We start from the raw sequence: 13304 nt of genomic DNA on the forward strand, positions 1-13304 counted from the left end.
GACCGGGACCGGGACCGGGACTTGTAGGACCCCGAAGGTCTCAGAGGGAGTCGAGGAAGCCGAGGGCCACCCGCCAGGTGGCCTCGGCGGCCTCCTCGTCGTAGTCGGGCAGGTCGGGGTCGGTGTAGAGGTGCCCGGCGCCGGCGTATCGGTAGACCTCGACGTCGGCGCCGGCCTTGCGCATCTGCAGGTACCAGGCGCTCAGCCAGTCGTCCGGCTCGAAGGGGTCGGGTCCGGCGACGTGCAGTTGGACGGGCAGGTCGTCCACGGAGGCGGTGGCGGCGATGTCCGACGTGCCGTGCAGGAGCAGCAGTCCGCGCGCGTTCTTGTCGCCCAGGGCCAGGGTCTGCGCGGTCGCCGCGCCCAGGGAGAACCCGGCGTAGACCAGGCCGCGCTCCGAGTAGGGGGCGGCGGCCAGGACCGCCCGCTTGAGCAGTTCCTCCCTGCCCAGTTCCTCGTTGAAGGCCATGCCCTCCTCGACCGTGTCGAACGTCCGGCCGTCGAAGAGGTCGGGGGTCCACACCTCGTGTCCGGCGGCGCGCAGCCGGTCCGCGGCCTGACGCACCGCGGGCCGCAGGCCGTAGGTCGAGTGGAACAGCATGATGTTCATGAGGCCATGGTGCCAGCCGGGTCCGACAACGGGCCCGGGCGCCCGTACCCCGAGGGCGGCAGAAGTCACATGTTCATGACCCCGTGTGGCCGGTTACGTTCGAAGGCATGGAGAATCTACTCCGCCCATTGATCGTCATCGGTGGCTCGGTCGTCCTCACGCTGCTCATCGGCTGGACGACCGACCTGCTGCTGCGCAAGGCGGACCAGCGGCACCACGAGACAGCTCTGTGGGGCCTGCTGCGCCGCGGCCGCATCCCCTACCAGCTGGTCCTGTGCGCGGCCTTCCTCAGAGCCTCCTACGACGAGGCGCAACTGCTCGAACAGCACCGGACCGCCGTCGGCCGCACCCTGACGCTGGTGCTGATCGGTGCGACGGCCTGGCTGGTGATCCGGATCGCGGGCGCGATCGTGGAGACGACGTACAGCCGTTACGCCCGCGCCCATCGGGATCCGGCCCGGGTGCGCCGGGTGCGGACCCAGGTGACGCTGATCATGCGGGTCGTCTCGGCGATCGTCGGTGTGGTGGCCGTGGCCTCGATGCTGCTGACCTTCCCGGCGATGCGCGCGGCCGGCACCTCGCTGCTGGCCTCGGCCGGACTCCTGGGCATCGTCGCCGGTATCGCCGCGCAATCCACGCTGAGCAACCTCTTCGCGGGGCTGCAGATCGCCTTCGGCGACATGGTCCGCCTCGGTGACGTGGTCGTGGTGGAGGGCGAGTGGGGCACGGTCGACGAGATCACCCTCACCTTCCTGACGGTCCGCACGTGGGACGAGCGCCGCATCACGATGCCGGTTTCGTACTTCACCTCGAAGCCCTTCGAGAACTGGTCCCGCGGCGGCGCCCAGATGACCGGCACGATCTTCCTCCACGTCGACCATGCCGCGCCGCTGCCCGCGATGCGCGACCGGCTCCGGGACATCCTCCGTTCCTGCCCCGCCTGGGACGGCCGCCACTACGACCTGACCGTCACCGACTCGACCCCCTCCACCATGGAGGTCCGCGCCCTGGTCACCGCCAAGGACCCGGACGACCTGTGGACCGTCCGCGTCACCGTGCGCGAACAACTGATCCACTGGCTCACCGAGACCCACCCGTACGCCCTCCCCCGCGTCAACACCGCCGACGCGATCCTTCCCCCGACCCACCCCCACGCCCACACGGACGGCCTGGTCCCCCGCGCCGCGCGGAGCCGCGTCCACGAACCGCCGAGGTCGACGGACAGGGGGTAGGCAGGGGGTAGGCAGGGGGTAGACCGACGCACCCGCGGCCCCGGGCACGCTGCTCGTGCCCGGGGCCGCGCGCGGGCCTCCGGCAGCCGCCGGGAGGGCGGAACCGACTCCCGATGGCAGCACTGCGGCGGCCACCGAGGCCACAGGTCTCGGCAGAGCCGTGGTGGCCGCGTTCCGCCCCCGGCGACCCGCACGCTCCGCGCGGTGCCGTGTCCGACGCCGGGTGCCGCGAGCCACTCCGGCGCCGGGTGACGCGAGCCACTCCGGCGGCGGGTCGGCGACATCCGCCGACCTACCGCCCGGTCCCGCCCCGTCCCGTCGAGGTCCCCGCGAGGAGCCGGGGCCACCGCGCCTTCTCGACCGGACCACCGAAGCACCCGGTGCCCGCCGCCTGTCCAGGCGTCACGCCATTCACCGTGCCCCGCACGGCCCGAACCCCCGCGCGCGCAGCCGTCAACGACGATCAACCCTCACCGGAGACACGCGCATCTCCGCCCAGGAGCAACGGCCGACGTCCGGGCGGGCGGCCAACACCCCACACCCGCCACCGACGATCAGCCCCACAAAAGACCCGCACCCCTACGCCAAGAGGCAACGGGCGGCGCGCGGGTGGGCGAGCGTCGGCCCGTTCAGCGAAGGCTGCGCACATCCAGGTGCCGCAACACCCGATCCACCACCTCGGGGTCCGCCCCCGGCTCACTCCGCGCGGCCAGCACCTCATGCCGAGCCGCGCTCAACATCTCCCCCTGGATCCGCCGCAACTTGCGAAGCCGCCGCACCCGCTGCTCATGCCCCTCGCGCCGCTCCTCCTCCCCCACCTCCGGACTGATCCGCACCCCGATCTCGAAGGCCCGCCGCAGCAACCGCTCGGACATCTCCTCCGGCAGCTCCTCGACCTCCTCGATCTCCTTGAGCCGCCGCTTCGCCGCCTTGGCCGCCCGCACGGCCAACGCCTTCTCGAAGTCCTTCTCGATCCCTTCGTCCGCCCGCACCCCCAACCGCCGCACCAGCCACGGCAGGGTGAGCCCCTGAAGCACCAGCGTCGCCATGATCACCCCGAACGCGATGAACACGATCTCGTCCCGGTCGGGAAACGGCCCCCCACCGTCCGTCTCCAGCGGAATCGCCAGGGCCAGCGCCACGGACGCCACCCCCCGCATCCCCGACCACCACATCACCACGGTCTCGCGCCACGACATCGGGATCTCCTCGTCGTAGTCCCGCTTCGCGTGCAGCCGCCGCGCGAGCCACGTGGCCGGCAGCAACCAGACCAGCCGTACGAGCACGACGACGGCCACGATCGCCGCCGCCCAGCCGAGCATCTCGCCCCACCGCCCGGACGCCGTCCGGATCGCGTTGTGCAGCTCCAGCCCGATCAGCCCGAAGGCGACACCGGTGACCAGCGTGTCGACGACGTCCCAGACGGTGTGCCCGGCGAGCCGCGTGAGGACGTCGTCCGCACCGAGCGCGTACTCCGCGAGGAACAACGCGGTCGTCAGCACCGCGAGCACCCCGGACCCGTGCAGTTCCTCGGCCATCACGTACGACGCGTACGGCACGAGCAGGGTCAGCCCGATCTGCAGCGTCGCGTCCTCCAGGAAGTCCATCAGCTTGTTGGCGGCCCAGCCGAGCGCCAGCCCCACCGCGACGGCGACGACGGCCGACAGCACGAGCTGGAGCGCGGCGCGGGGCCAGGAGAAGGATCCGCTGACGGCGGCGGCGATGGCCACGTGGTAGAGCACGATGGCCGTGACGTCGTTGAAGAGGCCCTCGCCCTCAAGTATCGACACCAGTCGGCGCGGCAGCCCGAGCTGTCCCGCCACGGCCGTCGCCGCCACGGGGTCGGGCGGCGCGACGAGCGCGCCGAGCGCCACGGCCGCCGCGATGGGGAGTCCGGGCACGATCGCGTTCGCCACGGCGGCCACCGCGGCGGTGGTCACGAACACCAGCGCCACGGCCAGCAGGAGGATCGGCCGCAGATTGGCCGTGAACTGCCGCCAGGACGTCCGCCGCACCGCCGCGTACAGCAGCGGCGGCAACAGCAGCGGCAGGATGAGCTCCGGCGGGATCTCCACATTGGGCACGAACCCCGGCACGGCGAGCGCGATCCCCAGCAACGTCATCAGCACCGGCGCCGGCAGCTTGAGCCGCTCCCCCACCGGCACACTGACCACGGCCCCGACCAGCAACACGAAAAACAGGGCCAACTGATCCACGCTCAGCACTCCGGACGGACCTAGACGCTCACCTCAACAGCCCCCAGCCTGCCACGCCCCGCCCGCCACACCCGTGCCCCCTGTCCGCCGCGACAGCGAGCAACCAGGGCCGCGCCGCCCGGCGGTGTCCGGCGGCAGTCACACGCCCGGCCCCGGCCCCGGCCCGTTCCCCGCCCTACACACTCCGCCGCATCGCCCGATGAGGTATCCCCGCGTCCAGGAACTCCGCCCCGTACGCCACATACCCCAGCCGCTCGTAGAACCCCAGCGCATGCGTCTGCGCCCCCAGGTCCACCGCGGTCAGTCCCCGCGCCCGCGCCGCCTCCTCGACGGCCCGCACCAGCGCGACCCCGACGCCCAGCCCCCGGGCCGCCCGCACGACCGCGAGCCGTCCCAGGGACCCCACACCGGGAGCCCCACCGGTCTTTCCGGCGGCGGCCGCCCCGTGGAGCAGCCGTCCGGCGCCGAGAGGCACCCCGTCGTCCCGTACGGCGAGCACATGCACGGCCCCGGCGTCGTACGCGTCGTACTCCAGGTCCTCCGGCACCCCCTGCTCGACGACGAAGACCTCCTTGCGCACCGCGAAACACGCCTCACGGTCGCCGGGATCGTCGGCGACACGCACCGCATAGGACACCGGCCCGGGACTCACGCGTACGTCTCCTCCCGCACCTTGTCGAGGGCCTTCTGCAGATCCGCGGGGTACTCGCTCTCGAACTCGACCCAGCTCCCGTCCCCGGGGTGCTCGAAGCCGAGCCGCATGGCGTGCAGCCACTGGCGGGTGATGCCGAGCCGCTTGGCGAGCGTCGGGTCGGCGCCGTACGTCAGATCGCCGACGCACGGGTGCCGGTGGGCGGACATGTGGACGCGGATCTGGTGGGTGCGCCCGGTCTCCAGCTTGATGTCGAGCAGCGAGGCGGCCCGGAACGCCTCGATCAGGTCGTAGTGCGTGACCGACGGCTTGCCCTCGGCGGTGACGGCCCACTTGTAGTCGTGGGTGGGGTGCCGTCCGATGGGCGCGTCGATGGTGCCGCTCGTGGGGTCGGGGTGGCCCTGGACCAGCGCGTGGTACCGCTTGTCGACGGTCCGCTCCTTGAACTGGCGCTTCAGGGACGTGTACGCGTACTCCGACTTGGCGACGACCATGAGGCCCGAGGTGCCCACGTCCAGCCGGTGCACGATGCCCTGGCGCTCGGCGGCGCCGGACGTCGAGATCCGGTAGCCGGCGGCGGCGAGCCCGCCGATGACGGTCGGCCCGGACCAGCCGGGGCTGGGGTGCGCGGCCACGCCGACCGGCTTGCCGATCACGACCACGTCATCGTCGTCGTGCACGATCTCCATGCCCTCGACCGGCTCGGCGACGATCTGCACCGGCGCGGGCGCCTGCGGCATTTCGACCTCCAGCCAGGCCCCGCCGTGCACCCGCTCCGACTTGCCGACCACCGACCCGTCGACCGTGACCTTCCCCGCGGCGGCGAGCTCGGCCGCCTTGGTACGGGAGAAGCCGAACATGCGGGAGATGGCGGCGTCTACACGCTCGCCCTCCAGGCCGTCGGGCACGGGCAGGTTGCGGATCTCGGGAATCGTGCTCACCCGACGAGTATGCCGGACCGCCGCGACACGCCCGACCGCCCCTGTGGAAAACCCCGCGGCCCCGACCGTCGGCCGTGCGCCCTCAGCCCTTGTGGACGGTCCCGTCCGGGTCGAGCCCCCGGAACGACAGCAGCACGATCAGGATGCCGCCGCACACGATGGCCGAATCCGCGAGGTTGAACACCGCGAAGCCCTTGGGCGCGATGAAGTCGACGACCGCACCCTCGAAGACACCCGGCGCCCGGAAGATCCGGTCGGTGAGGTTGCCCAGCGCACCGCCGAGCAGCAGGCCGAGCGCGATGGCCCAGGGCAGGCTGTAGAGCTTGCGGGCGAGCCGGGCGATCACCACGATCACGATCGTCGCGATCACCGTGAAGATGATCGTGAAGGCCTCGCCGAAGCCGAAGGCCGCGCCCGCGTTGCGGATCGCCTCGAACTTCAGCCAGTCCCCGATGATCTCGATCGGCTCGTGGTGCTCCAGCTTCGCGACCACGATCATCTTGCTGACCAGGTCGAGCGCGTACGCCAGCGCGGCGACCCCGAACAGCACGGCGATCCGGCGCTTGCCGCGCGGCTGCGCGGCCGCGTCGGCCTGCGCCGTCACGGCACCGTTGTCGCCGTCGGACTGCTCCGGGTCGGCCCCCGCCGCGTCTGGAATGTCCGGCGTACCGATGATGCGCTCCGCCTCTGCCACGTGAGTCCCTCAACCTAGGTTCCTGACTGAGGACAAAGGTACGACACGACCTCCGCGGACCAGGGGCTCAGGCGAAGATCGCTAGCGGCGTTCCTGCTTCTGCTTGCACTCCACACAGAGCGTCGCCCGAGGGAAAGCCTGCATCCGTGCCTTTCCGATCGGATTGCCGCAGTTCTCGCAGAGCCCGTACGTGCCCGAGGCGAGCCGGTCCAGGGCGCGCTCGGTCTGGTCGAGCATCTCGCGCGCGTTGTGGGCGAGCGACAGCTCGTGCTCACGCGTGATGTTCTTCGCCCCGGTGTCGGCCTGATCGTCGCCCGCACCGTCCCCGGAGTCCCGCATCAGGCCCGTGAGCGACCGCTCGGAAGCCTCCAGCTCGGCCCGTAGGCGCATGGCCTCGGACTGCAGCTCCGTCCGGGCCTCGGCGACCTCGTCCGGGCTCCAGGGGTCCTCTCCGGGACGTACCGCGAGCTCGCCGGGCTCCACCGCGGCGGGCCGTGCCTTGGGGACGGCGGTGGGCTTCTTCTTCGCCGCCGTAGCCGTACCAGGAGTGTTCTTCGCAACCACCGTCGTGGCTCCCGTCGTCTCGGCGGCCTCGGCCGCGCCCGCCTTCTTGACCGTGCTCTTCTTCGCGGAGGGGCTCTTCGCCGTGCTCCGCGTCGTGCTCTTCCCGACCGCGCTCTTCACGGAAGCGCTCTTCCCGGCGCCGCCCCGCGCGGCACCGCGTCTCCCGGCCGCGGCCTCCTCCGCCACCGCCTTCTCGTCCGTCGTCGTCTTCCCGGCTGTCGTCGCCTTCTTGGCCCCGGTCTTCTTGACGGCCGTCTTCCCGACGGCCGTCTTCCTGACGACCGCCGTCTCGGTCGCGGCCTTCTTGGCCACCGCCTTCTTCGCCACCCTCTTCTGGCCGGCCGCCTTCACCGCCGCGGCCTTCCGGCCCTCGTCTCCGCCGCCGGAGGCCACCGTGGATCTGCCGGATGCCGACTGCTGTACGGCGGTCTTCTTCGCCACCATGGCCGCGGCCCCTTCACATATTGTGATCTTGCACGCGAATCGTGCTGGGACGATAAATCGACCTGAGTCCCGCGGCAACGGGGCAGACCACCCATTCCACCCGTCTCGCGACCGTCGCGCGACGAGCCTGCAAGCGTTGTGCCCAGCTCCCCGCCGGGTATTCCGCCATCCCGCACGTCCCAGGATCCGGACGCCCGACCCGCTCCATTCGGGTCACCCCGCAGGTCATCGCACTCCCGGCCGACGCCCCCGCCCGAAGCCCCGCCGTGCCCCTTCCACGGCCCCTTCCACGGCCCCTTCCACGGCCGCCGGAAAAGCGGTCGGCCGCTGTCCGTGCGGCGCCGTACACTGGGCGGAGCGAGAAGCGTGGATGGGGACGAGTAGCGTCGTACGCAGCCCAGAGCGACCCGGGGACGGTGGAAGCCCGGGGGCGAGCGCGATGTGAAGATCACCCCGGAGCCGCCGGAAGAAAGCCGCAGTCCGTGAGGCGCGGCGAGTAGAACCGGTATCGCGACCCCAATGAGGGGGCTCACCGGCGCGTACGGCGCACAGGAGAGCCAAGGAGGGTGGTACCGCGGGAGCGCGCCGCACACGGCGTACGAAGGATCGAAGCTCTCGTCCCTCCGACGGAAGGCAGCAAGTCCGTTGGAGGAAGCCCGCTCATGACAGAGCCGACGTACCGCCAGGTGCCCGCCCAGGTCGATCTGCCCGCGCTCGAGCACGCGGTGCTCGACTTCTGGAGCGAGCAGAAGATCTTCGCCAAGAGCCTGGAGCAGTCCGAGGGCCGCCCCGAGTGGGTGTTCTACGAGGGCCCGCCCACCGCCAACGGCATGCCGGGCGCCCACCACATCGAGGCGCGCGTCTTCAAGGACGTCTTCCCCCGCTTCCGCACGATGCGCGGCTACCACGTGGCCCGCAAGGCCGGCTGGGACTGTCACGGCCTCCCCGTGGAGCTGGCCGTCGAGAAGGAACTCGGCTTCAACGGCAAGAAGGACATCGAGGCGTACGGCATCGCCGAATTCAACGCCAAGTGCCGCGACTCCGTGACCCGGCACACCGACGCCTTCACCGACCTGACGACCCGCATGGGCTACTGGGTCGACCTCGACGACGCCTACCGGACCATGGACCCCGAGTACGTGGAGTCCGTCTGGTGGTCGCTCAAGGAGATCTTCGACAAGGGTCTGCTGGTCCAGGACCACCGCGTCGCCCCCTGGTGCCCCCGCTGCGGCACCGGCCTGTCGGACCACGAGCTGGCGCAGGGCTACGAGACGGTCGTCGACCCCTCGGTGTACGTCCGTTTCCCGCTCACCTCCGGTCCGCTCGCCGGTGAGGCCGCGCTCCTGGTGTGGACGACCACGCCGTGGACGCTCGTGTCCAACACCGCGGTCGCCGCCCACCCCGAGGTCACCTACGTGGTCGCCACGGACGGCACGGAGAAGCTCGTCGTCGCCGAGCCGCTCGTCGCCAAGGCGCTCGGCGAGGGCTGGGAGACCACCGGCCAGACCTTCACCGGCGCCGAAATGGAGCGCTGGACCTATCAACGTCCGTTCGAGCTCGTGGAGTTCCCCGCGCCCGCCCATTTCGTGGTGAACGCCGAATACGTGACGACCGAGGACGGTACGGGTCTGGTCCACCAGTCCCCCGCCTTCGGTGAGGACGACCTCAGGGTCTGCCGCGCGTACGGCCTGCCCGTGGTGAACCCCGTGCGCCCGGACGGCACCTTCGAGGAGGACGTCCCCCTCGTCGGCGGCGTCTTCTTCAAGAAGGCGGACGAACAGCTCACCGAGGACCTCCAGCAGCGCGGCCTGCTCTTCAAGCACATCCCGTACGAGCACAGCTACCCCCACTGCTGGCGCTGCCACACCGCGCTCCTCTACTACGCGCAGCCGTCCTGGTACATCCGCACCACCGCCGTCAAGGACCGCCTCCTCCAGGAGAACGAGAAGACCAACTGGTTCCCGGACTCGGTGAAGCACGGCCGCTTCGGCGACTGGCTGAACAACAACATCGACTGGGCGCTCTCCCGCAGCCGCTACTGGGGCACCCCGCTGCCGATCTGGCGCTGCGAGGAGGGCCACCTCACCTGCGTGGGCTCCCGCGAGGAGCTGACGCGGCTCTCCGGCACCGACCAGTCCCAGCTGGACCCGCACCGCCCGTTCATCGACGCGGTCACCTTCACCTGCCCCCAGGACGGCTGCGACAGCACCGCCACGCGCGTCCCGGAGGTCATCGACGCCTGGTACGACTCGGGCTCGATGCCGTTCGCGCAGTGGGGCTACCCGCACAAGAACAAGGAACTCTTCGAGTCCCGCTACCCGGCGCAGTTCATCAGCGAGGCCATCGACCAGACCCGCGGCTGGTTCTACACGCTGATGGCCGTCGGCACCCTGGTCTTCGACAGGTCCTCCTACGAGAACGTCGTGTGCCTCGGCCACATCCTCGCCGAGGACGGCCGCAAGATGTCCAAGCACCTGGGCAACACCCTGGAGCCGATCCCGCTGATGGACCAGCACGGCGCCGACGCCGTCCGCTGGTTCATGGCGGCCGGCGGCTCCCCGTGGGCGGCCCGCCGCGTGGGCCACGGCACCATCCAGGAGGTCGTCCGCAAGACGCTCCTCACGTACTGGAACACGGTCGCCTTCCAGGCCCTCTACGCCCGCACGTCCGACTGGGCGCCCAGCGCGGCGGACCCGGCCCCGGCCGACCGCCCGGTCCTGGACCGCTGGCTGCTGTCCGAGCTCCACGCCCTCACCGACCAGGTGACCCAGTCCCTGGAGGCCTACGACACCCAGCGCGCCGGCAAGCTCCTCTCGGCGTTCGTCGACGACCTGTCCAACTGGTACGTACGCCGGTCGCGCCGTCGCTTCTGGCAGGGCGACAAGGCCGCGCTGCGCACCCTGCACGAGGTCGTCGAGACGGTCACGAAGCTGATGGCCCCGCTGACCCCGTTCATCACCGAGCGGGTCTGGCAGGACCTGGTCGTGCCGGTCTCCCCGGGTGCCCCCGAGTCGGTGCACCTGGCCGCCTGGCCGGAGGCCGACCTCTCCGCGATCGACCCCGAGCTGTCGAAGCAGATGGTCCTCGTCCGCCGCCTGGTGGAGCTGGGCCGCGCCACGCGCGCGGAGTCGGGCGTCAAGACCCGCCAGCCCCTCTCGCGCGCCCTGGTGGCCGCCACGGGCTTCGACTCCCTCGACCCCGCACTGCACGCACAGATCACGGAGGAGCTGAACGTCAGCTCGCTCGCCTCGCTCTCCGAGGTCGGCGGCTCGCTGGTGGACACCACCGCCAAGGCCAATTTCCGCGCCTTGGGCAAGCGATTCGGCAAGCGCGTCCAGGACGTCGCCAAGGCCGTGGCGGGCGCCGACGCGGCCGCCCTGTCCCTCGCCCTGCGCGCGGGCACGGCCTCGGTCGAGGTCGACGGCGAGACCATCACCCTCGCCCCCGACGAGGTCATCATCACGGAGACCCCGCGCGAGGGCTGGTCGGTGGCCTCCGACTCGGGCGCGACGGTGGCACTGGACCTGGAGATCACGGAGGAGCTGCGTCAGGCGGGACTGGCCCGTGACGCGATCCGCCTGATCCAGGAGGCCCGCAAGAACAGCGGCCTCGACGTCGCCGACCGCATCGCCCTCCGCTGGACGGCCACGGACCCGGCGGTGGCCGCGGCCCTGACCGAGCACGCGGCCCTGATCGCGGACGAGGTCCTGGCCACGGACTTCGCCTCCGGCGAGGCCGACGACACCTACGGCACACCCTTCACCGACGAAGGCCTGGCCCTGGCTTTCCGGCTGCGTAAGGCATAACCGCCGCCTCTGCCGAGAAAGGCCGTCCAGAAACCGCGGACGGTACATGGCTGATCGCGCGGTTCCCCGCGCCTCTGATGGGGCCCGCGCCTCTGATGGGGCCCGCGCCTCTGATGGGGCCCGCGCCTCTGACTGGGGCCCGCGCCTCTGACTGGGGCCCGCGCCTCTGACTGGGCGCGGGCCCCATAGCGCCTCAGCCACCCCGGCTGCCCAGCCGCCCTGGCTTCGGGCAGTCGTGCGCCAGGGGCGGCACGGGTGGGCGCAGCGGCACCCGATGAGCGCCGGCAAGCGCCTCGCACCCCCGCCCGGCCACACCCGCCGGGCACCCGGAAGGCCTGGGGCACCGAAAAGATTCGGCGCCCCAGGCCTTCGGCGTTGCGTACGCCACACATCAGCGCCCATCCCCGAACAAGCACCCCACAAGCCCCGTCCGCGCACGGCAAAGGGCGGGGCCCCGGATGGAAAATCCGGGGCCCCGCCCTGAACGCTGCCGACGCCTACGGCGTACCAGTAATCGTCAGTTGTCGTCCTCGTCGATGAGGAACCCGCGCATCGGCGAGGGAGCCTGCCCCATCGGGGAGGGACCCTGCGGCCGGACCGGAGCCATCGGCTGGGTCATGGCCGGCGACATCTGCTGCTGACCGCCGTAGGAGGGCGCGGCCGGAGCAGGGCCACCGCCCATGCCTCCACCCATACCGCCGCCCATGCCGCCCGGGTTGCCGCCGTACGACGGGGCGCTCGCGCCGGCCGGAGCCATGGAGGGCGCCGGGGACGGCGGCAGCGACGCGGTCGCCGGGGTGCGCGGCGGAGCCAGCGAGTCGTCCGCCTGGGTCTCCAGCTGACGCAGCTGCGACTCCAGGTAGGACTTCAGACGCGTGCGGTACTCGCGCTCGAAGCCACGCAGATCCTCGACCTTGCGCTCCAGCGTGGCGCGGGCGGACTCCAGGGAGCCCATCGCGACGCGGTGCTTCTCCTGTGCGTCCCGCTCCAGCGCGTCGGCCTTGGCACGGGCGTCCCGCTCCAGACCCTCGGCACGGCTACGGGCCTCACCGACGATCTTGTTGGCTTCGGAACGGGCCTCGGCGATCGCCTGGTCGGCGGTCTGCTGGGCCAGCGAGAGCACACGCGCGGCGCTGTCGCCGCCGGGGCCCTGGCCGGGGCCGCCCATCGGACCACCCATGGGGCCGCCCATCGGGCCACCCATCTGCTGCATGGGCTGGCCGCCCATGGGCCCCTGACCCATCTGGCCCTGGCCCATCTGCTGCTGCATCTGGCCCTGACCCATCGGGCCCTGGCCCATCGGTCCCTGACCCATCGGGCCGGGACCCTGCTGCCCACCCTGGCCACCGGGGCCGGCGGGCAGCTGCGGAGCACCGCTCGGCAGCTGGGGCGGGCCACCCATGGGGCCCCCCATCTGCTGCGGCGGGCCCGATATCCCAGCGGGTACGGGTCCACCGGGACCGCGCATACCCTGCTGCTGCATGCCGCCCTGCTGCATGCCGCCCTGCTGCATGCCGCCCTGCTGCATGCCACCTTGCTGCATGCCGCCCTGCTGCATGCCGCCCTGCTGCTGGTCCTGAGGCTCCGGGGGCTTGCGCATGTTCTGCTGGTTCTGGGCAGCAGCGCGCGTGGCCGCGGCCAGCTTGGCGCGCAGGTCCTCGTTCTCGCGGAGCAGGCGCGTCAGTTCGGCTTCGACCTCATCGAGGAAGGCATCGACCTCGTCCTCGTCATAGCCTTCTCGGAGGCGGACGGTCGTGAACTGCTTGTTCCGCACGTCCTCGGGGGTCAACGGCATCTCTTCACCTCAACGTAGTCGTCGGCATTCGGCAAGACCGCATCTCTCACACCGCTCCCATCCCGCTGGCTACTACCGTGCGCAGGATAAAAACGATGATCATCAGCACGAAGAAGGACAGGTCGAGTGCCACGCCCCCGAGACGCAGCGGCGGAATGAACCGCCGCAGAAGCTTGAGCGGTGGATCAGTGACAGTGTAGGTGGCCTCCAGAACGACCACCATCGCCTTGCCGGGTTGCCATGAGCGGGCGAACTGGAAGACGTAGTCCATGACCAACCGGAAGATCAGCACGATGAAGAACACCGTCAGCGCGATGTAGAGGATCGTCAAGACCACGCTCATGTCCGGT

The 13304-nt window shown here is 71.2% G+C and carries 10 protein-coding genes; 2 read left to right on the plus strand and 8 right to left on the minus strand.

The features are described from left to right. Positions 1–40: 40 nt before the first annotated feature. Positions 41–610 carry a dienelactone hydrolase family protein gene (locus tag OG272_RS12540; RefSeq protein ID WP_326583459.1) on the minus strand — a complete coding sequence of 190 codons (570 nt, stop codon included), beginning with the start codon at positions 608–610 and terminating at the stop codon, positions 41–43. 107 nt (positions 611–717) lie between these two features. Between OG272_RS12540 and OG272_RS12545 the strand changes: the two genes are divergently transcribed. After that, positions 718–1842 carry a mechanosensitive ion channel domain-containing protein gene (locus OG272_RS12545; protein ID WP_326583458.1) on the plus strand — a complete coding sequence of 375 codons (1125 nt, stop codon included), beginning with the start codon at positions 718–720 and terminating at the stop codon, positions 1840–1842. Between the two features lie 629 nt (positions 1843–2471). Here the strand turns inward: OG272_RS12545 and OG272_RS12550 are convergent. The 5 genes from OG272_RS12550 to OG272_RS12570 form a co-directional block, all read right to left on the minus strand. Beyond that, complete coding sequence (locus tag OG272_RS12550; protein ID WP_326583457.1) at positions 2472–4058, minus strand: Na+/H+ antiporter; 1587 nt, start codon at positions 4056–4058, stop codon at positions 2472–2474. 175 nt (positions 4059–4233) lie between these two features. After that, a complete protein-coding gene (locus OG272_RS12555) occupies positions 4234–4710 on the minus strand; it encodes a GNAT family N-acetyltransferase (protein WP_326583456.1) in 477 nt (158 codons plus the stop codon). After that, positions 4707–5651: an RluA family pseudouridine synthase gene (locus tag OG272_RS12560; protein ID WP_327730169.1), complete on the minus strand. Its 945-nt coding sequence runs from the start codon at positions 5649–5651 to the stop codon at positions 4707–4709. Before OG272_RS12560 ends, OG272_RS12555 begins: the two co-directional genes overlap by 4 nt. An 82-nt stretch (positions 5652–5733) precedes the next feature. Further along, on the minus strand, positions 5734–6345 hold the full coding sequence (gene lspA / locus OG272_RS12565; RefSeq protein WP_326583454.1) for a signal peptidase II: 612 nt from the start codon (positions 6343–6345) through the stop codon (positions 5734–5736). Positions 6346–6426: 81 nt separating this feature from the next. Next, a complete protein-coding gene (locus tag OG272_RS12570; RefSeq protein WP_327730168.1) occupies positions 6427–7353 on the minus strand; it encodes a TraR/DksA family transcriptional regulator in 927 nt (308 codons plus the stop codon). A 662-nt stretch (positions 7354–8015) separates the two neighbouring features. On the opposite strand from OG272_RS12570, the gene ileS reads away from it, so the two are divergent. Beyond that, complete coding sequence (gene ileS / locus OG272_RS12575) at positions 8016–11159, plus strand: isoleucine--tRNA ligase (RefSeq protein ID WP_405893295.1); 3144 nt, start codon at positions 8016–8018, stop codon at positions 11157–11159. A gap of 517 nt (positions 11160–11676) precedes the next feature. Here the strand turns inward: ileS and OG272_RS12580 are convergent. Further along, positions 11677–12954 carry a DivIVA domain-containing protein gene (locus tag OG272_RS12580; protein ID WP_327730166.1) on the minus strand — a complete coding sequence of 426 codons (1278 nt, stop codon included), beginning with the start codon at positions 12952–12954 and terminating at the stop codon, positions 11677–11679. 46 nt (positions 12955–13000) lie between these two features. Beyond that, positions 13001–13297: a YggT family protein gene (locus OG272_RS12585; RefSeq protein WP_326583450.1), complete on the minus strand. Its 297-nt coding sequence runs from the start codon at positions 13295–13297 to the stop codon at positions 13001–13003. Positions 13298–13304 lie beyond the last annotated feature (7 nt).

The sequence above is a fragment of the Streptomyces sp. NBC_00104 genome, assembly GCF_045160825.1.
GTDB lineage: Bacteria > Actinomycetota > Actinomycetes > Streptomycetales > Streptomycetaceae > Streptomyces.